This is a genomic window from Streptomyces sp. NPDC041713, assembly GCF_055591085.1.
Genome location: NZ_JBVIZY010000002.1, coordinates 700725 through 724049 on the forward strand (window position 1 = coordinate 700725; position 23325 = coordinate 724049).

Genomic DNA, 23325 nt, shown 5'->3' on the forward strand with positions numbered 1-23325 from the left:
CCGGTCAGGCCAGCAGATCGGGTTCGCTGCGGCTGATGTCCTGCCACAGCGACTGGTAGTTGATCCACGCGACCAGGTCGCTGCCGAGCTGCTCGCGGGTCTGCACCGCCTGCTTGTGGCCGATCAGTACGGGCCGGCCGGCGGCGCGCGCGCTCAGCTGGACCTGGCAGGAGCGTTCCATGGAGATGAACCACCAGGCGGCGGCGTCGACGGAGTCTCCGACCGTGAGCAGCCCGTGGTTGCGCAGAATGACCGCCTTGTGGCTGCCGAGCGCGGTGGCGATCCTGCGGCCCTCCTCGGCGTCCACGACGACGCCCGTGTAGCCGTCGTACAGGGCGTGGCTCTCGTAGAAGGCGCAGGCCTCCTGGGTGATGGGGTCCAGGAGTTCGCCGAGCGTGGAGAGCGCGCGGCCGTGCAGCGAGTGGCAGTGGGCGACGGCGACCACGTCGGGCCGCGCCAGATGCGCCTGGGCGTGGACGGTGAACGCGGCCTGGTTGACGTGGTGCCGGCCCTCGACGACCTGTCCGTCGGCGTTGGCGAGGACGAGGTCGCCGACGGTGACGTGCTTGAACGGCATCCCGAAGGGGTTCACCCAGAAGCAGTCGGTGTACTCCGGGTCGCGCGCGGTGATGTGGCCCGAGACCCCGTCCTCGTACCCGAGCCTGCCGAAGATCCGCAGCGCGCCGGCCAGCCGCTCCTTGCGGTGCCGCCGCTCGTCCGCCACGGATGCGTGGACGGGCGGCATGGCGAACTGCAACCGCTCGACGGGTATCGGTGTGGGCGCGTGCATGTTTCCTCCATCCCTGGCTGTACGAGGCGGAAGGTACCGGTGGTACGTACAGGAGAACAGAGGGGCGGCTCACGCAAAGGCGACAGGAGGTGTCGGGTATCGGCGCGAGACTCGGCGCATGTCGTACACCTGGGAAGCCTTCACCGCGGCGGAGCCGGAGCTCGCGGAGACCGTCGAGCGCCGCTTCGCCGCGTTCACCCACCACGTCCTCGCGACGCTCCGCAAGGACGGCTCGCCCCGCACCACTGGGATCGAAGTCCGTTTCCTGCACGGGGAGTTGTGGCTGGGCATGATGCCGGGCTCGCTCAAGGCGCTCGACCTGCGCCGCGACCCGCGCTTCGCGTTGCAGGCCAATCCGGGCCCGGGCACGGAGATGGCGGGCGGCGACGTCCGGATCGCGGGCCGCGCGGTCGAGGTGCGGGACCGGGAGACCGTGGCGCGTTACACGGAGGCGGTCGAGCCGCCGGACCCGGACTCGTTCCACCTCTTCCGCGCCGAGCTGACGGAGGTGGTCCGCACGTACATCGAGGACGGGAAGTATCTCGCGGTGCAGTGGTGGAGGCCGGGCGCCCCGGTCCGCGTCACCAGGCGGACCTGACCCGGGTACGCGAACGGCGCCGCCCACAGACCTGTGGACGGCGCCGCCTCAAGCGTGGCCTCGATCGCGCGGGGAGCGCGGTGAGGTCACTCCCACTCGATGGTGCCCGGCGGCTTCGACGTCACGTCGAGGACGACGCGGTTCACGTCGGCGACCTCGTTGGTGATGCGCGTCGAGATCTTCGCGAGGACGTCGTACGGCATGCGGGTCCAGTCGGCCGTCATGGCGTCCTCGGACGAGACGGGGCGCAGGACGATGGGGTGGCCGTAGGTGCGGCCGTCGCCCTGGACGCCGACGCTGCGGACGTCGGCGAGCAGCACGACCGGGCACTGCCAGATCTCCCGGTCGAGACCGGCCGACGTCAGCTCCTCGCGGGCGATGGCGTCGGCCTCGCGCAGCAGGTCGAGGCGTTCCTTGGTGACCTCGCCGACGATGCGGATGCCGAGGCCGGGGCCGGGGAAGGGCTGCCGCTGGACGATCTCGTCCGGCAGGCCCAGCTCGGCGCCGACCATGCGGACCTCGTCCTTGAACAGCTTGCGCAGCGGCTCGACGAGCTCGAACTCGATGTCGTCGGGCAGGCCGCCCACGTTGTGGTGGGACTTGATGTTGGCGGTGCCGGCGCCGCCGCCGGACTCGACGACGTCCGGGTAGAGGGTGCCCTGCACGAGGAAGGCGACCTCGGGGCCGTCCTCCTGGAGGATCTCCAGCTGCGCCTGCTCGAAGACACGGATGAACTCGCGCCCGATGATCTTGCGCTTCTCCTCGGGGTCGGAGACCCCGGCCAGCGCGTCGAGGAACCGCTCCTGCGCGTCGACGACCTTCAGGTTCGCGCCGGTCGCGGCGACGAAGTCCTTCTCGACCTGCTCGGTCTCGCCCTTGCGCATCAGGCCGTGGTCCACGTACACGCAGGTGAGCTGCGAGCCGATGGCCTTCTGGACGAGGGCGGCGGCGACGGCGGAGTCCACGCCGCCGGACAGACCGCAGATCGCGCGCTTGGTGCCGACCTGCTCGCGGATCGCGGCGACCTGCTCGTCGATGACGTTGTCGGTCGTCCAGTTCGGCGTGAGGCCGGCGCCGCGGTAGAGGAAGTGCTCCAGGACCTGCTGGCCGTGCGTGGAGTGCATCACCTCGGGGTGGTACTGCACGCCGTACAGCTTCTTCTCGTCGTCCTCGAAGGCGGCGACCGGCACGACGTCCGTGGACGCGGTGACCGTGAAGCCCTCGGGCGCCGCGCTGCACGCGTCGCCGTGCGACATCCACACGGACTGCTCGGTCGGGGTGCCCTCGAAGAGGGTGGAGCCGGCCTTGGAGACGGCCAGCGGCGTCCGCCCGTACTCCCGCGCGCCCGTGTTGTCGACGGTGCCGCCGAGGGTCGTCGCCATCAGCTGGAAGCCGTAGCACATGCCGAAGACGGGGACGCCGGCCTCGAAGAGCTGGCGGTCGACGCTCGGGGCGTGCTCCGCGTACACCGACGAGGGGCCGCCGGAGAGGATGATCGCCGCGGGCTTCTTGGCGAGCATCTCGGAGACCGGCATCGTGCTCGGCACGATCTCGCTGTAGACGCGGGCCTCACGGACGCGACGGGCGATGAGCTGGGCATACTGCGCTCCGAAGTCGACGACCAGAACGGTGTCGGGAGCGGCGGCAGCGGGGGGCGCTGATGGCACGGCGGCGGCCTTCCGGCGTTGAGCGTGAGCGGTGTGTGAGCAGAGGCTCGTGCGTGAGCAGGGGGTCTGTATTTGTCGATTCTACCGGCCCGGACGCGGCCCCCCTCGTCGTATCCGACGGCTCCGTTCGTCACATCCGATTCCGATGACACCGTTCGTCACATCCGACGGCACGTCGTCGCGGTCACGGTCCGGCTGGACGGACCGTCTCAGCATCCGGGCCGTACGGGAGACGGATTGACCGGGTGGGCGCGCGTGGGGGCATACTGGCCTCGTGACCAAGCACCTCAGCTTCCTCTTTACCTATGGCGACCGGCCTGCCGGCTGCCATGGTCGAGCTGCTTGATCCACTGACAAGCGACTTACCGGGCGCCCCGGGCCGACAAGGCCCGGGGCGCTCTGTCGTACGCGGGCCTTGCCGCTCCGGGGCACCTCGGACACCACGGATCCCCGGACCCTCCGGAATCCCCACGGAACACAAGGAGCCCCGCATGACCACCGTCACCGCCACCACCGCCACCGCCCCCGTCGCCGCCACCGACAAGACCGGTGCCCGTACCGCCGAGGCTGCCGGTGTCATCGAGAACGCGCGCGAGCGGATCGACGCGCTCGACGACCGGATCATCGGTCTCGTCCAGGAACGGATGGCCGTCTCGGCCGTCATCCAGGAGGCCCGCATCACCTCCGGCGGCCGCCGCGTGAACCTCTCCCGCGAGATGGAGGTCCTCGCCCACTACAGGGACGCTCTCGGCAAGCCCGGCACCGCCCTCGCGATGACGCTCCTGGAGCTGTGCCGGGGCCGGGTCTGACCCGGCCACCGGGACCGTGGGCGCCTGCGGAACTGAGTTCGGATCCGTTCTCACCCGTACGGCGCGTGACCGGGTCCGGGCGGGCTTCGTTGGTCCCGGTGTCCGTGTCAGCCAGGTGCGGGCCCGCAAGAACCACGCGTGGCTCCGCTGGAGCGATGAGGCGTTCGGATCGTGTCCGGGCGCCGTGGGACCTCGCTCCAGTGATGTGACCGGACGGCAGGGGACAGCAGCCCGGTCACCCAAGAGAACGGTCGGCTTCGGGGACGCCCGGAGCCGACCGGCCTCCGTCCCAGGTTCCGCCCCGCCCCTCCCGCTTCCGTCCCTCCCGCTTCCGTCCCTCCCGCTTCCGTCCCTCCCACTCCCGCACTGCTCCCCCCCCCGCTCCCTCATCCCAGATGCGGCCGACACCCCCGATGTGCCGACATCGACGATGTGGCCGAAATCAGATGTGGTCCAAACGGTTGCGTAGGCAACAACACATCCAGCACGATGCGTAGGAGGCGGGCACCCAGCCCCCCGTCCACGGCCTCACCGCCAATGGTCGATACCACGTGAGCGCCCCTCGCGCGCCGGGTCGGCCACCGGCGCCCACGACCACAGCGGCGCACTCCCCCCGGCGCCGTCCCGAGGCACCGACACAGCCCTGACGTCGGTGCCGACAGCCAAGGGCCCCGCGGATCCGTCCCGCGGGGCCCTTCGCTCTGCCACCGGCCACCGGCCACCGGCCATCGGCCACCGAGCACCGAGCACCGGGTCACCACTCACCCGGGCCACCGGATCACCCGTCACCCGGGCCACCGGTCACCGCTCGCCTACCGGCTCTTCAGCTTCTCCACCTGCTTCTCGACCAGCTTCGCTGGTACGCCGAACTTCTTCGGCTGCAACAGGTTGATCGAGTAGAACGCCGCGAGCGTCGGACCGCTGCGCACCACCGTGAAGCTCATCGGCGTCTTCTGGCCCTCGATCATGCCCACGACCTTGTACGCGACGGCGTCGTCGCCCGCCTTCGGGGCGGGCAGCGCGGCGACCTCGCGGTACTTGGAACCCGCGTGCTCGTACGCCGTGCACTTCTTCGTGGCCGTGCGCAGCTCGTCCATGGTCTTCTCGGCGTCGGCGCGCTCGTGTGCGAGCAGGGCGACGGAGATGACCGTGGCGTCCAGTTCGTCGACGCCGGTCAGGGTCCGGCCGACGCGGGACTTCGCCGCCGGGTCGGTGGTGAACATGAACATGTTGGCGAGCGGCTGGCAGGCGGCCGGGTCCGCGGGGACGGTCTCCGCGGGCATGTCCTCCGCGGACATCTTCTCGACCTTGTACTCCTTGAGGTCGCCCTTGGCCAGCACCGCCTTCTCCAGGTCGGCGGCGGAGAGCGCGGTCGACCCGGATTCCGTCTCGGGCTTCGGCTTCGGCTTGGACTCCGCCTTCGACCCGGCGGAGTGCGACGCCTTCTTGCCGTCGCCGCCCTTGTCACCGCCGTCGCCGTTGTCGCTGCCGCACGCTGCGGTCAGGCCCAGCGCGACCGTGACGGACGCGGCCACAAGGGCCCGAGACACAGTTGACTTCACGTTTCCCACCTTCAGGTCTCACGGCGCGGACGATGGCCCGGGCCGAGGCGCCACGAACGCGCCGAGGCGTTATGAAAGCGGCAACAGCACGGCTCCCACCAGCGTTTTCCGTAACGATCGGGAACCGCCGAAAAGGTTGTACGCGGCGTGTGTGAGGAAGATCGTCGTCCGGGGTCAGGCCGTCGCACGTACGGCAGGCCGTCGTCCGTACGGCAGACCCTCGCCCGTAGGGCACACCCTCGTTCAGCGCGTGAGCTTCGCGAGTTGTGCGTCGACGATCCGCGGGGACACCTTCGGGGCCTCGTCCGCCGTGGGCGTCCCCGCGCCCCCGAGTCCGTCCTTCTCGGCCTCCCGGTCGCTCTGGACGCCTTCGGGGTCGTACAGGTTCGACGCGTCGAAGACCGCGAGCGTCGAGCCGCTGCGCACGACCGTGACGCTGCGCCGTGTCACGTAGTCGCCCGTGCGGTGGGCGATCTTGTACGAGACCGCCTCGTCGCCCCGGTCCGGCGCGGGCAGGCGCTCGACGCCGAGGTAGCGCCGGGCGCCGATGTGGAAGCTTCCGCACTTCTTCGACTTCGCCGCCGCGCGCAGCTCCGCCATGGCCCGCTTCGCGTCCGCCTCGGTGTAGCCGGACAGGCCGACCTCGGTGGTCGTGACGTCCTTGTCCGAGGTCGCGGTGAGGGTGCGGGACACATGGGCCTTCACCGGAGCCTGCACCGCCGGGGCGGCGAGCGGGGCGCACTCGGCGGGCGCCGGCTTCCCGGCCGGCGGCTCGCCTCCGGCCTCGGAGCCCTCCGCCCCGCGCGCCCCACCCGACGACCGCGGCTTCTCGACCTTGTAGCCCTTGACGTCACCCGACGTCAGGGCAGCCTTCTCCAGCTTCGCGGCCGCGTCCGCGTACCGCTTCGACCGCTTGCCGGCGCCACCGCCCCCGTCACCGCCCCCGCCACCGCTGCAGGCGGCGCTCGCCCCGAGGGCCGCCACGACCGAGACCGCCACCACCACACGCGACACAGCCGACTTCACGTTCTGATCCCCCGATTGCTTTCCGTCCAGTACGTCCCGCGCGCTGCGGAGTCAGGCGATGCGGAATCACTCGCCGGCCCGCGCCGCCACGACGTACGACGGAGGAAGATCACATCTGGTTCCGGCCTCTGGCCCGCCGGTCCCGGCGGCGCGTGCGCCCCGCCCTCCGGCCCGTTCCCCGACCCGCCCTCACCAGCCCCAGATCCAGAAGCGGAACGGGCTGAGCAGCACGATCGCGAGTGCCATGCCGCCGACGACGATCACCACGCTCCATACCCGGCGGGCCCGTTCGGACCGCCCGCCGCGGGACGGCCCCGTGGGCGCCGCGCGCCACTCGTCCGGGCTCCACCGCGCCGATTCCGCCGCGCGCCGCGCGCGCCTGCGGCGCAACCGCCCCGCCTGTTCGACCTGTTGGCGCGCGGCCTCCTCGTCGAGGCGCCGCAGCCGCTCGGCCACCATGCGGGCCCGTGCGGACGGCTCCTTCGGCGCGGACGAGCGGATCTCCCGCTCGCTGTCGTTCTCGAACCTCTCCCACACCTCGTCGGGTATGGCCACCCTGAATCCCTCCCCTGGGTCGACTGCTCCGGCGCCGACGGGCCCTGGAGCGGGGGCAGTTCTACGGCACCTCGTCACGGCGGCACAAGCGGTGTGAGTCACACCACATAAGGGTTCTGTGAAATGAGGACAACCATTCACAGGGATCACGGGTCATGCATGCGTAACTACGGCCACACCCGCGTCCCTTCGCGGAGGCCTCCAGCTCCGTACTGCCGAAAGGGCAGTGCGCCGGACTTCCTGAGGTCTTCATGAAGCTTCGTCGTGCCATGGCTGCCGCGGCCGCTACGGCCGCCCTGGCCCCGCTCGCGCTGCTGTCGGCCCCGGCCGCCTTCGCGACCGAGGAGGCGCCCACCCCGTCCGCGACGCCTTCGGACTCGTCCACGCCGACCGGCACGCCGAGCCAGACCGCGACGCCCCCGGCCGAGACGCCGGGGACCCCCGAGACGCCCGCGGCCGGCACCGCGACCCCGCCCCCGGCACCGTCGACCCCCGCCGACCCCGGCAGGACCAAGAAGGACGTCGACATCCCCGAGGACCCGGAGGAGGACGAGCCGCTTCCGGCCGCGTGCTCGCCCGACGACGACGAGGACGTCGACTCCGAGCTGGAGCTCGCCCTCGTCGGCCTGCCCAAGAAGGTTGTCGCGGGCAGCGGTTGGCACCAGTTCAAGCTGACCGCGGAGAACCCCACCGACGAGCCGCTCGGCGAGGTCGACTGGACCACGTTCGTGAACAACCTCGGTGACGACAAGGCCAAGAAGGACGGCCTCCGGTACTTCACGGACGTGCAGTTCATGGACCCGGAGACCAAGGAGTGGACCACGGTCGACAGCAAGCTCAACGACGGCCTCGCCTATGGCACCGTCGAGCTCGACGCCGAGGCGAAGACCACCGTCAAGCTGCGGTTCCGCGTCGCCGCCAAGGCTCCGGCCGTCGACGGTTACGCGGTCGGCACCGGCAAGTACGTGGACTCCGTACTGGACTGCACGCACGAGTCGTTCGACTACCACCCGCTGAAGGTCGTCAAGGCCGGCGGCGGCCACAAGACGCCTTCCGAGACGTCGACGCCCACGTCGTCGCCGAACCCGTCCCGGTCGGCGGAGGCCGCGGCGGACCAGCCGCAGGGTGGCGCCCAGGACGCGCCGGTCGCCGACGGCAGCCTCGCCGAGACCGGTTCGAGCTCGATGCTGCCGGTCGTCGGTCTCGTCGGCGGTGTCGCCGTCGTCGCCGGTGCGGGCGCGGTGTACGCCGTGCGGCGCAGGAAGGCCGACTCCGCCGTCTGACCCACTGACGGCACCTGATCACGCGGAAGGACCTGCGCTCGGAGGGGGGCGCAGGTCCTTACGTGTATCCGGGGACGGGTCGCGGGGGTGCGGCGCGCTACTTCTTGGGCGGCACCGCGGGCATCCCCAGGAACGGCAGCCGCAGCGCGCCGAAGGCGTCCGCGGGGACCGCGGGTGTCTTCGGTTCGACGGCCGCGAGACGCACGTACTCCCGGCCCTGCGCCGGACGCGGGTCCTCGCCGCCCTTGTTGGGCCAGAACGACATCGCGCGCTCGGCCTGCGCGGTGATCGTCAGGGACGGGTTCACGCCCAGGTTGGCGGAGACCGCGGCGCCGTCGACGACCGAGATGCCGGGGTGGCCGTAGAGCCGGTGGTAGGGGTCGATGACGCCCGTCTCCGCCGAGTCGCCGATCGGGCAGCCGCCGAGGAAGTGCGCGGTCAGCGGGGTGCCCATGAGCTCGCCGACGTTCGAGCCCGGGAAGCCGTTGATCTCCTGGGAGAGGATCGTCGCCGCGCGGGTGGCCTCGGGGATCTGGTTCGGGTTGGGCGCGCCGTGGCCCTGCCGGGCGGTGAGCAGCCCCTTCCCGATGCCGCTCTCCTTGCGGTACGTGGTCAGGGAGTTGTCGAGCGACTGCATGACCAGGCCGATGATGGTCCGCTCCGACCAGCGCCGGTTGGAGAGCGAGCGCACCGCGAGCAGCGGGTGGCGCGCCATGTTGCCGAGCCATCCGGCGACCCGGTCCTTGCCGCCCTTCACGCTGTACGGGACCTGCAGCAGCGTCAGGCTGCCCATCGCGTTGGACTTCTTGCCGTAGCGGACGGGCTCGATGTGGGTGTTGGCGTCGGGGTGGATCGACGAGGTGATCGCGACGCCCTTGGTGAAGTCGGCCTTCGGTGCGCCGTGCCGCTTGCGGTAGCGGCGGTCGGTGGTCTGGGCGCCCACCAGGGCCTCGGAGTTGGTGCGGGTGAGGGCGCCGAGCCGCCGGGAGATGCGCGGCAGCAGGCCGGTGTCCCTCATGCGGTGCAGCAGCGTCTGGGTGCCGTACGTGCCGGCGGCGACGACGACCTTGCGGGCCCGGAACGTGCGGCCCGCCCCCTTGCGCTTGTTGTCGGTGGGCAGCGTCGAGACGGCGTAGCCGCCCCGGGAGTCCTCGGTGACGGCGACGACGGACGTCATCGGGTGGATGACCGCGCCGGCCTTCTCCGCGAGGTGCAGGTAGTTCTCGTTGAGGGTGTTCTTGGCGCCGTGCCGGCAGCCCGTCATGCACTCGCCGCACTCGGTGCAGGCCCTGCGGGAGGGGCCCGCGCCGCCGAAGTAGGGGTCGGGCACCTCGGCGCCGGGCCTGGCCTTCGCCCGGCCGTCCGCGTCCTTCTCGTCGCCGAAGAACACGCCGACGGGCGCCATGTGGAAGGTGTCGCCGACGCCCAACTCCTGTGCGGTGGCCTTCAGATGGACGTCCGAGGGCGTCTCCGTCGGGTTGAGCCGCACCCCGAGCATCCGCTGGGCCTGCTCGTAGTAGGGCCGCAGTTCGTCCTGCCAGTCCGTGATGTCCTTCCACTGCGGGTCCTGGAAGAACGGCGTGGGCGGTACGTAGAGGGTGTTGGCGTAGTTCAGCGAGCCGCCGCCGACCCCGGCGCCCGCGAGCACCATCACGTTGCCGAGCAGGTGGATGCGCTGGATGCCGTAGAGGCCGAGCGCGGGCGCCCAGAGGTAGTTCTTCAGGTCCCAGGAGTTCTTGGGCAGGGTCGCGCGGGTGAAGCGGCGCCCGGCCTCCAGGACGCCGACGCGGTATCCCTTCTCCGTCAGGCGCAGCGCGGAGACGGCTCCGCCGAAGCCGCTGCCGATGACGACGACGTCGTAGTCGTACGCGGCGTCGTCGCCCACCTGGTTCTGGGCAGAGCTCTCCTGTGACATTGACTCTCCTCGTGAAAACGGGTGCGCGGCCGCGCGGGGCTACGGCTAGCGCAGGCGGAACGCCTTCATGACCTTCAGGCTGGTGCTCATGAACGCCGCGTACTTCTCGTCGTCCAGGCCGAAGGACGGCGCGAGCGGCATGACCCGCTGGGTGGCGACGGTCTGCGCCTCGGTGAACTTGAGGATGCCCTCGGAGCCGTGCCGGCGGCCGAGCCCGGAGTCCTTCATGCCGCCCATCGGGGACTGCACGCTGCCGTAGGCGGGTGCGAAGCCCTCGTTGACGTTGACGGTGCCGGTGCGCAGCCGGGCGGCGACCTTGCGGCCGCGGCCGGTGTCCTTCGTCCAGACCGAGGAGTTCAGGCCGTACGGCGTGGCGTTGGCGAGGTCGACCGCCTCGTTCTCGTCGGTGAAGCGGTAGACGGAGACGACCGGGCCGAAGGTCTCCTCGGTGCAGAGGGCCATCGGGGCCTCGACGCCGTCCAGGATGGTCGGCTCGTAGAAGTAGGGGCCGATGTCGGGGCGCGCGACGCCGCCCGCGACGAGCGTGGCGCCCTTGGCGACGGCCTCCTCGACGTGCCGGGTGACGGTCTCCAGCTGCCGTTCGCCGACGAGGGAGCCCATGTCGGCGCCGTACGCGAGGGACGTGCCGAGCCGCATCGCCTTGGTGCGCTCGGCGAAGCGCTCCACGAACCGGTCGGCGATGGACTCGTGGACGTACAGCCGCTCGATGGAGATGCACAGCTGGCCGGCGGAGGAGAAGCAGGCGCGCACGGCACCTGCGGCGGCCTTGTCGACGTCGGCGTCGTGCAGCACCAGCATGGCGTTCTTGCCGCCGAGTTCGAGGGAGACGCCGACGAGGCGGGCCGCGGCGCCCTGGGCGACCTCGCGGCCGGTGCGGGTGGAGCCGGTGAAGGAGACGTAGTCGGCGTGCTTGACGAGCTCGGGGCCGACGACCGGGCCCTCGCCGATGACGACCTGGAAGACCTCGGACGGCAGGCCCGCCTCGATGATCAGGTCACGGGCCCACAGGGCGGTGAGGCAGGTCTCCGTGTCGGGCTTCATCACCAGCGCGTTGCCGGCGACGAGGGCGGGCAGCGCGTCGCCGATGGACAGCTCGAACGGGTAGTTCCAGGGCGCTATCTGCCCGACGACGCCGCGCGGCTGGCGGTTCTCGGTGACCTTGGTGAGGACGGGGACGACGCCGGTGTGCCGCTTGGGGCTCAGGTACGCGGGGGCCTTGCGGCCGTAGTGCCGGGCGGCGACCGCGACGGCCTGGATCTCCTCGTGGGCGTGCAGGCGGGCCTTGCCGGTCTCCAGCTGGATCAGGTCGAGGACCTCGGCCTGCCGCTGCAGCACCAGGTCGTGGAAGCGCAGCAGGACGGCGGCGCGCTGCTTGACCGGGGTCCTGGCCCAGGCGGTCTGCGCGGTGCGGGCCCGCTCGAAGGCGGTGACCACGTCCTCGGGGGTGGACTCCGGCAGGTCGGCCAGCTTCTCGCCGGTGAGCGGCGTGTGGTTGGCCGTGCGCCCGGAGCCCATGACGTCACGGGTGAGCTGGGCGATCAGCTCGGGCGTGACCACGTCGGCGGCGGTGCGGGCGCCGTCGGGGGCCGGGGCGGTCGGGTTCGTTCCGAGGGGCGCTGCGGTGGCCTGCGTGTCCGTCATGCTGGTGAGAGTAGGCGCACGCCCGGGTTTTGGGTACCCATCGGTAACGGGCTTCACGGCTCTCCCGTACGACGCCAGTGATTGCTGGCGACAAAGCCGCTGATCAGGGCGTTGTCACGTCCGTCAGGGCTCGTGGCCGTCCTTTCAGAGCTTGTCGGGTTCCAGGTCGGCGATCGCCTTCTCGGCGACCTCGCGGCCGCGGGCGGTGAAGTCGCCCTTGCCGGGGTAGCTCACGATCAGCTTGTACATGTCGCCGCTCTTCGTCCGGTAGTAGAGGGCCTTGAGCTCGCGGGGGCGGGGGTTCTGACTGTCCGTCGAGGTGTACACGACCGTGTTCTCGGCGGCCTTCTCGCCGTGGAAGGTGGTCTCCTGCGGCTGCGTCCTGGGCGCGGGGTCGGCGGCCATGCCCAGGTTGTAGTCGCCGGACTCCTTGTAGTCCGCGTCGTCGTCGTACATCTCGGCGGCCGCCGTTCCCGCGATGCTGCCGTCGTCCTCCGCCTTCTTGTCGAGGCTGAGGCTGATCGACACGCTGCCGCTCGGGTCGGTGTACCGCACCCAGTGCACCTTCGCGGTCGCGTTGTCGTCCGCGGACTTCGTGTAACCCTCGGGCGCGGCGACGGTCGCCGCCAACTCCCGTACGTGGTGCTTCTCCCAGCCCTCCGCGTCCGAACCGCCGAACGGCTTCACGGCCACCAGCACGCCCGCCGCCACCGCCGCGACGACCACGCCCGCGACGACGGCGAGCGCCGTGCGGCTCAGGAAGATCCCCTTGCCCCGGCGGCCGTCGCCGTCGTCCGTGACCGTGACGACCTGGGTCGGCGCCGGCTGCGGAGGCCGCGCCGCCTCCTTCAGGAGCGCCCGGACCTGCGCCGCGTCGGGACGCCGCGCCGGGTCCTTGACCAGCAGCCGGTTGATCGCCTCGGCGAGCGGCCCGGACGCGGAGGCGGGCGCCGCCGGTGTCGCGTTCAGGACCGACTGGAGCGTGGCGGGGGTGTTGCTGCGGCGGAACGGCGAGACGCCCTCGGTCGCCGTGTACAGGACGACGCCCAGCGACCAGAGGTCACAGGCCGGGCCGGGCCGCTGGCCCAACACCCGCTCGGGGGCGATGAATTCGGGCGACCCGACGAAGCCGCCGGTGTCCGTCAGGTTGGTCTCGCCCTCGATCTGCGCGATGCCGAAGTCGGTGAGGACGACGCGGTCGTGCCGGCCGAGCAGGACGTTGTCCGGTTTCACGTCACGGTGCAGGATGCCCGCGCGGTGCGCGGCGTCGAGGGCGTCCAGGACGTCGAGGCCGATCCGCGCGGCCTCCTGGGCGCTCAGCGTGCCCTCCTGGAGCGCGGCGCCCAGGGACCGGCCCTGGACGAGCTCCATCACGATCCACGGCCGGCCGTCCTCCACCGCCACGTCGTGCACGGTGACCACGGCCGGGTGGTCGAGGCGGGCCGCCGCGCGCGCCTCGCGGCGCATCCGCTCGTGGACGTTGGCCCGTTCGCGCTCCGGCAGGTGGTCGGGGACGCGCGGCTCCTTCACCGCGACCTCGCGGTCCACCGTCTCGTCCTTGGCGCGCCATACGGTGCCCATGCCGCCGTGGCCCAGCTTGTCGAGGAGCCGGTAGCGGCCCGCGATCAGCCGCCCCGCGCCCGGCTCGGGCCCGGCCGCCGGGTCCGGGACGGCCTGGGCGGGCGGGGTGTGCGGGGTGTGCGGGGCGGTCGGCAGGGCGGGCTCGTGCGGCTGTGCGTAGGGGTTGTCGGGGTGAGTGCCGCCGGACTGGCCCGGTACGCCCGGCCGTTGTGGTGGCCGAAGTTCAAAACTGGTGGGCTCGTACGGCCCGTAGGAAGCTCCCCCGTCATTGCTCATGCCCCATGCCTACCCCGCCGGGCACCCCGGTTTCCAGCCACGTCTCCCACTTGTGACCGGGGTGATGCACGGGCCGGGCGCCCCGCGCGCCCGCACCTACCGCAGTACTCACCGCGGTACTCGCCGCCGCACTCGCCGCCGTACTCATCGCCGTACGAACGTGTCGACCGCCGCGTCGAAGTACCGCCGCGCCTGCGCCGCGTCCCCGACCGGTGCCGAGACCCACACGTCCACCATCCGGCCGCCCTCCTGCCAGCACAGGTCGAAGGTGTGCCGGTCGCCCTCCCCCGCGGCGGGGCCGTCCCGGGTGTACTCCCACAGGGCGGCGGGGCGGCCGTTGCGCGTGGTCTCCGTGACCCGGCCGTCGCGGTAGCCGGGGTTCTCGCGCGGGCCCGCGGCGTCGGCGCGGCGCTGCACCGCGAGCGGGCCGCCCCGCCCGGCGGCCGCCTCCTCGATGCCCAGCCGGTACGTGCCGCCGGAGGACACGTACAGGACCCGGGGCCCCGCCACCTCGCGGCGGAACCCCTCGGGGACGGCGAGCGCGAACCCGGCGGGGTCCTGCGCGATGCGGTAGCCCCGGGGCGCCTGCGGCGACGACGGCCGCGGGGTACGGGTCGTCACGGTGACCGTGGGCGTCGGCGAGGCCTGCGGCGCGGAGGAGGAGGCGGGCGGCGCGCCGCCCCCGTCGTCGTCCCTGCTCAGCAGGAGCGCCGCGGAGACGCCGGCGCCCGTGATGGCGGCCGCGAGTGCGGCGGCGACGAGGACGACCCGCCCGTGTCTGCCGTAGGGGCTCTGCCTGCCGTAGGGACTCTGCCTGCCGTAGGGGCTCACGGGGGCCGCCCCGGAGGGGCCCGCGGGGAGCTCCCACGCGGCGGGCCGCCGACCGCCCCGGCGCCGACCGCCCCGCCGCAGGCCGCCGTCGCGGGCGCCGGGCCGCCCCGCGCGCCCCGGCCGCCCCAGGGCCCCGGTCCGCCGCGGGAGCCCGGCCGGGCCCGGCACCCCGCGCGCCCCCGGCAGCCGGTGCAGTCGGGGTAGTCGGGGCAGCCCGGGCAACCCAGGCAACCCGGCCCGGGGTCTCTCCGACGTCACCGTCGGCATCCGCCCCGTCTCGACGTACGCCTGGAGCAGCCTCTTCGCCTCGGCGGCGTCGAGCCGGCGTGCCGGGTCGCGGTCGAGGAGGCCGAGCACGACCGGCAGGAGCGGCTCGGCGGCCGGGGGCGGGCGTATCTCGTCGTAGACGACGGCGTGCAGGACGCCGCCGATCGAGTCGCGCCGGAACGGCGACGCACCGGCCAGTGCCGTGACGAGGAGCGCGCCGAGCGACCACAGGTCGGACTCGGGCCCGGTCCGCTCCCCCGCCATCCGCTCCGGCGCGGTGTACTCGGGCGAGCCGACGAACGACCCGACCTCGGTGAGCGTGGTCGCCCCGCTGAGCTGCGCGATCCCGAAGTCGGTGAGCACGACACGTCCTGACGTGCGCTCCAGGAGTACGTTGGCGGGTTTGAGGTCGCGGTGCAGGATGCCGGCCTCGTGCGCGGTGCTCAGGGCGCCGAGCAGGTCGATGCCCATCCGCGCGACGGCGTACGCGTCCAGCGGTCCGCCGCGCGCGATCCGCCCCGCCAGCGAGCCGCCCTCGATCAACTCCATGACGATGTACGGCTGTTCGTCCTGCACGACCACGTCGTGGACGACGATGACGTGCGGGTGCCGCAGCTGCGCCACCGCCCGCGCCTCGCGCAGGGTGCGCTCGCGCTGCTGTTCGGCCTCGGCGTCGGAGAGGGTCTCGTCGCGGGCCAGTTCCTTGACCGCGACCTGACGTTCGAGGAGCAGATCGCTGGCGCGCCACACGAGCCCCATGCCGCCCCGCCCGAGCCGCGCCTCCAGGCGGTAACGGCCCGCGATCACACGGGTGTTGCCCCCACCGGCACCGACACCGCCGACCCCGCCGGCACCCGCCCCGCCGGCGTGGTCTCCCAGGCTCCCCATGCGGCCATCATTCCCCAGACGTGCGCGAACGAAATGGGCCCCGGCACGCGGCGGGCGGGTTCCGGCCGTTGCGGCGGCGCCCGGGGGCGGGCGGCGGAGCGCGGTCGGGGGGAGTCAGAGCCAGGCTCTCAGTGCTCCCGCCACCCCTGGAGCATCGCGTCGAACTGCTCGCGAGTGGCCGGCCAGTTGGCGGCCGGCGCCGACAGGTAGATCGCGTACTCGACGCCGTCACGGCTGCGATACGTCTGCTCGATGGCGCGGCGCGGCCCCGCGGTCGTGTCGTTCGCGCCCGCCTTCCAGCTGAACTCCCACAGGGAACCCTGCTGGTCGCGGAAGTTGTTGGAGTTCATCTGCAGCCTCCGGTACCCGGGCAGCTTGACGCGCAGGCCCTTCTCCAGGGACAGCTGATGGGTGTAGGAGCTCTCGAACTGCGGATTCTTGTCGACGGCCACGCGCAGGAAGCGGCGGCCGCCGTCCGGCGTGTAGTCGACCTGGTTGCCGTCGACCTCGCGCTTCCACGACTTGGGCAGCATGAGGCTGAAGCCCTCGGGGTCCTTCACCCGCTCCCAGTCCCGCGGGATGCCGCCGACCGTCCGGCCGGGCCCGCCGTCGTCCGCCGCGCTCGTAGCGCCGCCGGCGAATTGCAGATAGCCGAAGACACCGCCGCCGCCGAGCAGCGCGGCCACGACGACGGCGACGGCCGCGGGCCAGCGGCGGCGCCGGTGGCCGGCCGTGTCGCGGCCGATGACCGTGACCGAGTCACGCCCCGCGTGGCCTCCCGGCACGGGGGTGTCGGTGCCGCCGAGGGGCGAGGGCGTGGGCGAGGGTGACGCGGTCGGGGAGTGGGCGGTGCGGGTGGCGTCGGTGGAGTGGCCTGCGTGCCCTGTGTGGTCTGCGTGACCCGCGTGGCCCGCGTGACCTGACGGGTTGTCCGGTGTGGGGGTGTCGGGGTGCTGGGCGGCCGCGTGCGCGTGGGTCGGGCCGCGGGTGCCCCGGGGCGCCCCGGCGGCCGGATGCACCTGCGTCGGCACGTACGCCTGCGCCCGCTGCGAGCGCCTGCCCTCGGCGGCCTCGGCCAGCATCTGCTCGGCTTCGTCGGCCGTCGGCCGTGCCTCGGGGTCCTTGCGCAGCAGCGCGCTGATGACCGGACCGAGGACGCCCGCGTGTTCGAGCGCCGCGGGCTCCTCCGTGACCACGGCCTGCATCGTGCCGAGCGGTGAGGTGCGCCGGAACGGCGAGAACCCCTCCACCGCCGTGTACAGCGTGGCGCCGAGCGCCCACAGGTCGGAGGCGGGCCCCGGGTTGCCGCCGCTGACCCGCTCGGGCGCCAGATAGTCGACGGAGCCGACGACCTCGCCGGTCCGGGTGATCGTGGAGTCGCCCTCGATCGCGGCGATGCCGAAGTCGGTGAGCAGGACGCGCCGGTCGACGGAGAGGAGGACGTTGCCGGGCTTCACGTCGCGGTGCAGGACGCCCGCGGCGTGCGCGGCGCGCAGGGCCCGCAGGGTCCACAGGCCTATGCGGGCGGCCTCCACCGGCTCGACGCGGTGGTCGTCCTTGACGGCGTCCGCCAGTGAGCGGCCCTCGACCAGCTCCATCACGATCCAGGGCCGCTCGTCGTACTCGAGGACGTCGTGGACGGTGACGACGGCGGGGTGGTTGATGCGGGCGGCGGCGCGCGCCTCCGTCTGGGTCCGCGCGAACAGGACGGCGCGGTCGGCCTCCTGCACGAACTGGGCAGCCGTCAGTTCCTTGACGGCGACGGCACGGTGCAGCACCTCGTCCTGCGCGCGCCACACCCGTCCCATGCCACCGCGGCCGATGGACTCAGCGAGTCGGTAGCGGCCCGCGAGGAGCAGGCCCTGCATCTGATTCACGTTCCCCCGCAATGGTCTGGACAGGCCCAGGTTAAGGAGCGCGAGGCGGACAGGGAACCACAGGGGGTGCACGGAGACCGCACTGTGACGCATGCCAGGCATGTCCCGAGTGCCGGAATCGGCTCAATCCGTGGCCTGATACGTGGCCGAAGCCTGCTCGTACAGACGCGTGACCTCATCCCTCTCCGCCTCGGGTCCGCGCACCTGGACCACGTGGTACTTGCCCCCGACGACCATCGCCAGATTGCGTACGAAGACCTCATGGCCCGCGTCGTCCTGCCAGGTGAACTGGCCCTCCGCCATGGTCCGTCCGCCTACGTCGATGCGGCGCATGCCGCTGGATGTCGCCCAGGTGGAGTCGCGGAACGGCTGAAGTTCGCGCTCGTGTTCGCGCTGGTACTTCATCGGATCGCTGCCATACCCGTCCGTGGTGTCGCGCCCCGGGACGAGCAGCAGCTCGAAGTCGCCGTGCGTGTAACGGACCTGGCCCCTACCGTTCTTGGGCTGCCGGTCCCACCCGCTCGCGACGGCGACGCGGAAGCCGGCGGGGTCCTTGCGGACGGTGAATCCACGCGGCACTTCGGGTCCGCCGGTCTGCGGTTCCTGGGAGCTGGGGCTCTTGCCGGGCTTGTCCTTGTCTTTGTTCTTGTCGTCACCGGGGTCGCTGCTCTGACCGGCCTCTGTGCCCCCGCTCGCGCTCGGTGCCGAGCTGACCTCGCCCGCGGCGCCCGCGCGGTCACCCGACGCACCGTCATCGTTCTTGGGCATGAACACCATCGCGTACACGAAGGCGGCGGCCAGCCCGATCAGGATGGCGATCAGCAGCAGCCGCCCGAGCGAACGGGGGCGGCCCGGGTTGCGGCCGGGGTTGCGAGCAGCCTTGGGCGTACGGGACTCGGGGGGCAGGTCCGACTCGTGGGAGAGGCGGGGCTCGCGTAACGGCCGTGGCTCGTGCGGAGGTCGCGCCGACGCGGCCAGGGGCATCTCCCTGGCCTCGCGGCCGTGTCCGACGGCGGCCCGCGCCGTACCGCCCTGCCCCTTGTCGCCTCTGCCCTTGCCCTTGCCCCTGCCGCGCTTGTGGCGCCCGTGCCCGAACCTCGTATCGCCGCCCGAGGCACTGCCGCGCCGCCTGCGTACGACCTCGCCGCGCCTGCGTACGACGGGCAGCCGGCCGGCGTCGTACGCGGGCACCGGCACGACGTGCGCCCCGGCCTCCGGCTCCGGCGCGGACCGCACCAACGAGCGCAGCCAGCCGCTCAGTTCCTCGAAGTCGATCCGCTCCGTGGGGTCCTGACGCAGCAACGACTCGACGACGGGACGCAGCGCCCCGCACTCCTCGGCGAAGGCGGGCGGCTCGGCGCACACGAGCTGGACGAGCTCGGCCGCGCTGTCCTCGGGGTAGGGGGCGTGTCCCTGCACGGCGCGGAAGAGGAGCGCGCCGAGGGCCCACAGGTCGGTGGCGGGGCCGATCGGCGCGGCGAGCCGCCAGTTCTCGTGCACGGGGACTGCCTGCTCGGGCGCCCACCGCTCGGTGACGGGGCCGACGACGACCATGCGCGCGTGCCGGGCCCGCTCGGCGGCGAGGGCGGTGGTGGGGCCACGGGAGGCGGTGCCGTCCCCGGGTCCGTCGTCCCACCCACCACGGGTGTCACGGGGCGCGTGACGGCTCTCGTGACCGCTTTCGGGGCCGTTTTCGGGGCTACCTTCGCGGTCGCTGCCGAAGCGGCTCCCGTAACCGCCCCCGCGGCCACCCTCCGCGCCGCTTCCGTCACCGTGTCCGAAGCCGTCCCGCTCGTCCGCGTCCACGTCGGCACCCTGCGGCACATCCGCACGCCGTGCCGCCGGAACGCCGCCCCGCGGCACCGCGCCGTGCCACGGCTTGGTGACCGCCACGCCGTACGGGTCCGAGATCCGCCCGGCCACCCCGGACGCCCCAGCCACCCCGGACGCCCCCTCGGCGGACCCACCGTCACCGGCTCCCGGACTGTCGGAGCCACGGTCGCCGAGCCCACCGCCGTCGGGACCACGGGCGTCACGTCCACGGGCGTCACGTCCACGGGCGTCACGTCCACGGGCGTCACGTCCACGGGCGTCGCGCCCACGAGCATCGGAGCCACCGGCACCCGCCTCGCGCCGCCCCCGCTCGTACGCCCCCGAAGCCTCACTCACCCGCGCCGCGGCCCGCGCCCCCGCGTGGTACGCCGCGATGGCGCCGCCCGCGCGCCCGCCCTTCGGGTCCCGTCCCGCGGACTCCGGCGCGGGTTCGAGCGCCATGCTCCCGGAGTCGTACCGGGCGTCCTCCGAGGCCGCGGCCACCGCACGGGCCGTCCCGCCGGCCCCGCCCGCCTCCCGCGCCTCACCTGGCTCACCCGTCTCGTCGGCCCCGGCGGACTCCCCGTACCCCGACACATTCCCGACCGACCCCGCCGAGCCGGCCGCCTCCCCGGCCTCTACCGGTCGGGGGTCGTACCCGCACAGCGCCTCCTCGGCCGCGCCGGCCGCGAGGCCCGTCAGCATCACGCGGCCGTCGTCGCAGATCAGCACCGTCCGCGCGGTGATGTTCCGGTGCACCCAGCCGTACGCGTGCAGCACCCGCAGCGCCGCCAGGACGTCCGCCGCGACCTCCGCCGCGCGGTACGGACTCAGCGGCCGGTCCGCGAGGAGCGCCGCCAGCGGCCGGGCCGCCACCAGCTCGCTGACTATCCACAGCGAGCCGCCCTCCGCGAACACGTCGAAGACCTGGTCCAGGCGCGGGTGGTCCGGTATCTGCGCGGCGGTCTGGGCCGCCTCGATCGCGCGCCGCACCGCCGGGTCCGTGGGCCTGCGCGTCGTGCGCGACGCGGCCCGCCGGATCCCGGCGCCGCCGTTCCTGGCCCGTGGCACGAAACCGGCGGGCAGGTCGTCCACGTCGAGCTCGGCGTCGTACGGCCCCGCGCCCTGCGGCTCGCCCTCGCCGACCACCTCGGCCTCGACGATCTCGGGCAACGGCACCTGCCGGACCAGGACTTCCTGTCCGCTGTACGTGTCGAAGGCACGGGACTCGGCCAGCTCGTACTCGTCCGACGGCGGCAGCGGTAGGCGGTAGCGGTCGGCGAGCACCCGTCCCGCGTAGTCGTCCACGTCGCCTCCCCCGTCCGCCGGGTGGTCAAATCCGTATCTCTTGCGGTCCGTTGTGGCTGCTTACGGTCCGCAACAACTCACGATACGTGCCGGAGGTGAACCACAATGAGGGGATACGAGATCTCGGGCTCAGGACTTCGGCTCGAACGTCTTGGTGAGCGTCCGCCAGGTGGCGCGCCGCTGCTCGCCGCCCCAGTCGTCGGCCTTGGCCGTGTACATCATCCCGTAGCCCAGGCCGTCGTTGACGACGAAGCCCCGGTCTATGGAGCGGTATTTGGTCCCGCCGTCGACATAGGTGAACTCCCAGTCGGCCGTGTTCCAGCCCCGGTAGCCGACCTTCTCTATGCGGATCTTGTGGTACTGCGACCGGACCATGTAGCGCTCCTGGTTCTTCCAGTCGCGCACCGGGTCGTCCTTGGGCGAGGTCGTCCAGCCGACCAGCAGCTTCTGGCCGTCGGGGCCGGTGAACCGCGCTCCCGCCTGGCTCGTCGACCCGTACTTCCAGCCCTTCGGCAGCCCGATCTTGAAGCCCTGGCCGTGCTTGTACGTCGACTCCGCGCCGTCGTCGGGCTTCTTGCCGGAGTCGTCCTTGCCCTTGCCCTTGTCGTCCTGGCTCTTGTCGTCCTTGCCCTTGTCCTCGCCCGAGCCGGAACTCGCGTCCTCGGACGGGTCCTTGGCCTGGTCGTCCCCGGTCCCGGCGCCCTTGTCGGCGTCCTTGCCGCTGCCCTTGCCGGAGTCGCCGGCGCTCGCCCCGCTGGTCGCGGCCTTGTCGCCGCCCTTGTTGTCCTCGGCGCCGGATCCGTCGCCGCCGAGCGCGAGGGCGAGCACCGTGCCGAGCACCGCGAGGACGACCACCACGGAGAGGATGACCAGCGTCCGGCGCGGCACCACATCGGTGAGCGACGCCTTGACCGGCGGCCGGGGCCGGCCGCCGCCCGGACCGGACGGTGCACCGGCGGGCGTCGAGGCCGACGCTCCGGCGCCGCGCGCGGCGGCCGCCTTGCGCACGGACTGCAGGGCGCCCTTGAACCGGTCGGTGGCCGCCTCGGCCGTACGCCCGGCGGCGGCACCGACGGCTGACCCGGCCCCGGCGCCACCGGTGCCTGCGGAGCCCTGCGCCGCACCGGCGGCCCCGGCAGCCCCACCGGCCACGCCCGCGGCCTTGGCGGGCTTCGTCAGCCTGGTCGCCTTCGCGGGCCGGGACGGCTTCAGGGCCTTCGGTGTCTTCGGTGCCCTCGAGGGGGCGGGCGGGACCGGCGGGAGCGGGACGACCTTGGTCGCCTCCACCGGCTCCGGCTCCGCCTTGATCTCCGGGGAGTGGATGACGTCCATGAGGAGCGCCCGCGCCCCGGCGTCGTCGAGCCGCTGCTCGGGGTCCTTGGCGAGCAGGCCGTAGATGACCTTCTCCAACGGCCCGGCGTTCTCGGGCTGTTCGACGTCCTCGGTCATCACCGCGGTCAGGGTCGCTATGGCCGACCCCTTGTCGTACGGGGGCACGCCCTCCACGGACGCGTACAGCAGACCGCCCAGCGACCACAGGTCGGCGGCAGGCCCCGGCTTGTGGCCGCGGGCGCGCTCCGGGGAGATGTACGAGGGCGCGCCGACGAGCATGCCGGTGGAGGTGATCGACGGGTCGCCCTCGACCTGCGCGATGCCGAAGTCCGTGAGCACGACCCGGCCGTCCTCGGCGATCAGCACGTTCGACGGCTTCACGTCGCGGTGCAGGATCCCCTCGCGGTGCGCGGAGCGCAGCACGTCGAGCACGGCGAGGCCCACCTCGGCCGCGCGCCGCGGCGTGAGCACGCCGTCCTCACGGATCACCTCCGCGAGCGACTTGCCCTCGACCAGCTCCATCACGATCCACGGGCGGTCGTCCTCGTCGACCACGTCGTAGACGGTCACGGCGCTGGTGTTGCGGATCCGCGCGATCGCCTTCGCCTCGCGCAGCGTCCGCGTGATGAGCCGGCGCTTCTCCTCGTCGTCGATGCTCGAGGGGAACCGCAGCTCCTTCACCGCGACCGTACGGCCAAGTGTCTCGTCCTTGGCGCGCCAGACCGTGCCCATGCCACCGCGGCCGAGCACCTCTCCCAGCCGGTACCGGCCGGCGAGGAGACGTTCGCTCTTGTCCCGACGGGCCTCACCCGTCTGCTCCGCGTCCGACATGCGTCCCCTCTGCTGCTACCGCTGCTACCCGAGCAACCCGCCCTGACAGAGCCTTCATTGTCCCTTACTCGGGGACCGGCCGATGCCCAGGGTCCAGGGTCCCTCTTCCCGTCCCTCATGACGGACCGCGTCACGGGAGGGGCCGCCGCGCCAACACCGCGTCCCCTGGCGGCAATCCCCCTCGGGGCGACGTCCGTCAGCCTGGCGATGGGCCGGCCACAACCCGTGGCACCGGCCACGGACGCCACTCTTCCGCTGCTCACCGGCCGAGGCAAGCCCCGGCCCCGGCACCCCTGAGCAGCGCCGCACCCCAGGGGCACCGATCGTCCCGGTACGCCCCATCGGGCACCCCCCGCCGCGCCCGACGGATCGTCATTTTCCGTGCCGCCACGGACAAGTCGGCCGAAGGAGGACAGGAGCCGGGCCGGCGCGTCGCCTGGGGCCGGCGGTGCGTC

At 72.7% G+C, this 23325-nt stretch carries 15 protein-coding genes; 3 read left to right on the forward strand and 12 right to left on the reverse strand.

What is annotated here, in order from left to right:
* Window positions 1-4: 4 nt before the first annotated feature.
* Window positions 5-790, reverse strand: a complete 786-nt coding sequence (locus tag ACZ6CV_RS07990) for a class II aldolase/adducin family protein (protein WP_469250071.1) — start codon at window positions 788-790, stop codon at window positions 5-7.
* 118 nt (window positions 791-908) lie between these two features.
* Between ACZ6CV_RS07990 and ACZ6CV_RS07995 the strand changes: the two genes are divergently transcribed.
* Window positions 909-1388 (forward strand): pyridoxamine 5'-phosphate oxidase family protein, encoded by a 480-nt coding sequence (locus ACZ6CV_RS07995; RefSeq protein WP_469250072.1) that lies wholly within the window; start codon window positions 909-911, stop codon window positions 1386-1388.
* An 86-nt stretch (window positions 1389-1474) separates the two neighbouring features.
* On the opposite strand, the gene guaA is transcribed toward ACZ6CV_RS07995, so the two are convergent.
* A complete protein-coding gene (gene guaA, locus ACZ6CV_RS08000) occupies window positions 1475-3055 on the reverse strand; it encodes a glutamine-hydrolyzing GMP synthase (RefSeq protein ID WP_469250073.1) in 1581 nt (526 codons plus the stop codon).
* 491 nt (window positions 3056-3546) lie between these two features.
* Between guaA and ACZ6CV_RS08005 the strand changes: the two genes are divergently transcribed.
* Entirely contained in the window at window positions 3547-3864 is a 318-nt protein-coding gene (locus ACZ6CV_RS08005) for a chorismate mutase (protein WP_469250074.1), read from the forward strand.
* Window positions 3865-4676: 812 nt separating this feature from the next.
* Here the strand turns inward: ACZ6CV_RS08005 and ACZ6CV_RS08010 are convergent.
* From ACZ6CV_RS08010 to ACZ6CV_RS08020, 3 genes are all read right to left on the reverse strand, one after another.
* Window positions 4677-5426 (reverse strand): hypothetical protein, encoded by a 750-nt coding sequence (locus tag ACZ6CV_RS08010; RefSeq protein ID WP_469250075.1) that lies wholly within the window; start codon window positions 5424-5426, stop codon window positions 4677-4679.
* Window positions 5427-5669: 243 nt separating this feature from the next.
* Window positions 5670-6452, reverse strand: a complete 783-nt coding sequence (locus tag ACZ6CV_RS08015) for a hypothetical protein (protein ID WP_469250076.1) — start codon at window positions 6450-6452, stop codon at window positions 5670-5672.
* Window positions 6453-6641: 189 nt separating this feature from the next.
* Window positions 6642-7007 carry a hypothetical protein gene (locus ACZ6CV_RS08020; RefSeq protein ID WP_469250077.1) on the reverse strand — a complete coding sequence of 122 codons (366 nt, stop codon included), beginning with the start codon at window positions 7005-7007 and terminating at the stop codon, window positions 6642-6644.
* Between the two features lie 251 nt (window positions 7008-7258).
* On the opposite strand from ACZ6CV_RS08020, the gene ACZ6CV_RS08025 reads away from it, so the two are divergent.
* Window positions 7259-8290: an LPXTG cell wall anchor domain-containing protein gene (locus tag ACZ6CV_RS08025; protein WP_469250078.1), complete on the forward strand. Its 1032-nt coding sequence runs from the start codon at window positions 7259-7261 to the stop codon at window positions 8288-8290.
* A gap of 97 nt (window positions 8291-8387) precedes the next feature.
* On the opposite strand, the gene ACZ6CV_RS08030 is transcribed toward ACZ6CV_RS08025, so the two are convergent.
* From ACZ6CV_RS08030 to ACZ6CV_RS08060, 7 genes are all read right to left on the reverse strand, one after another.
* Complete coding sequence (locus tag ACZ6CV_RS08030) at window positions 8388-10205, reverse strand: GMC family oxidoreductase N-terminal domain-containing protein (protein WP_469250079.1); 1818 nt, start codon at window positions 10203-10205, stop codon at window positions 8388-8390.
* A 45-nt stretch (window positions 10206-10250) separates the two neighbouring features.
* On the reverse strand, window positions 10251-11867 hold the full coding sequence (locus tag ACZ6CV_RS08035) for a succinic semialdehyde dehydrogenase (RefSeq protein ID WP_469250080.1): 1617 nt from the start codon (window positions 11865-11867) through the stop codon (window positions 10251-10253).
* A gap of 144 nt (window positions 11868-12011) precedes the next feature.
* Window positions 12012-13724 carry a serine/threonine-protein kinase gene (locus ACZ6CV_RS08040; protein ID WP_469250081.1) on the reverse strand — a complete coding sequence of 571 codons (1713 nt, stop codon included), beginning with the start codon at window positions 13722-13724 and terminating at the stop codon, window positions 12012-12014.
* A gap of 144 nt (window positions 13725-13868) precedes the next feature.
* Window positions 13869-15710, reverse strand: coding sequence for a serine/threonine-protein kinase (locus tag ACZ6CV_RS08045; RefSeq protein WP_469250082.1), 1842 nt, complete (start codon window positions 15708-15710; stop codon window positions 13869-13871).
* 128 nt (window positions 15711-15838) lie between these two features.
* Window positions 15839-17578 (reverse strand): serine/threonine-protein kinase, encoded by a 1740-nt coding sequence (locus ACZ6CV_RS08050; RefSeq protein WP_469250310.1) that lies wholly within the window; start codon window positions 17576-17578, stop codon window positions 15839-15841.
* A 132-nt stretch (window positions 17579-17710) separates the two neighbouring features.
* Window positions 17711-20707, reverse strand: coding sequence for a protein kinase (locus tag ACZ6CV_RS08055; protein WP_469250083.1), 2997 nt, complete (start codon window positions 20705-20707; stop codon window positions 17711-17713).
* Window positions 20708-20836: 129 nt separating this feature from the next.
* A complete protein-coding gene (locus ACZ6CV_RS08060) occupies window positions 20837-22870 on the reverse strand; it encodes a protein kinase domain-containing protein (protein ID WP_469250084.1) in 2034 nt (677 codons plus the stop codon).
* Window positions 22871-23325: the final 455 nt, after the last annotated feature.

Coding starts and splice junctions, on each gene's coding strand:
- ACZ6CV_RS08040 (WP_469250081.1), bottom strand. CDS start 13,724: ATGAGCAATGACGGGGGAGCTTCCTACGGGCCGTACGAGCCCACCAGT.
- ACZ6CV_RS08030 (WP_469250079.1), bottom strand. CDS start 10,205: ATGTCACAGGAGAGCTCTGCCCAGAACCAGGTGGGCGACGACGCCGCG.
- ACZ6CV_RS08045 (WP_469250082.1), bottom strand. CDS start 15,710: ATGGGGAGCCTGGGAGACCACGCCGGCGGGGCGGGTGCCGGCGGGGTC.
- ACZ6CV_RS08050 (WP_469250310.1), bottom strand. CDS start 17,578: ATGCAGGGCCTGCTCCTCGCGGGCCGCTACCGACTCGCTGAGTCCATC.
- ACZ6CV_RS07995 (WP_469250072.1), top strand. CDS start 909: ATGTCGTACACCTGGGAAGCCTTCACCGCGGCGGAGCCGGAGCTCGCG.
- ACZ6CV_RS08060 (WP_469250084.1), bottom strand. CDS start 22,870: ATGTCGGACGCGGAGCAGACGGGTGAGGCCCGTCGGGACAAGAGCGAA.
- ACZ6CV_RS08005 (WP_469250074.1), top strand. CDS start 3,547: ATGACCACCGTCACCGCCACCACCGCCACCGCCCCCGTCGCCGCCACC.
- ACZ6CV_RS08035 (WP_469250080.1), bottom strand. CDS start 11,867: ATGACGGACACGCAGGCCACCGCAGCGCCCCTCGGAACGAACCCGACC.
- ACZ6CV_RS08025 (WP_469250078.1), top strand. CDS start 7,259: ATGAAGCTTCGTCGTGCCATGGCTGCCGCGGCCGCTACGGCCGCCCTG.
- ACZ6CV_RS07990 (WP_469250071.1), bottom strand. CDS start 790: ATGCACGCGCCCACACCGATACCCGTCGAGCGGTTGCAGTTCGCCATG.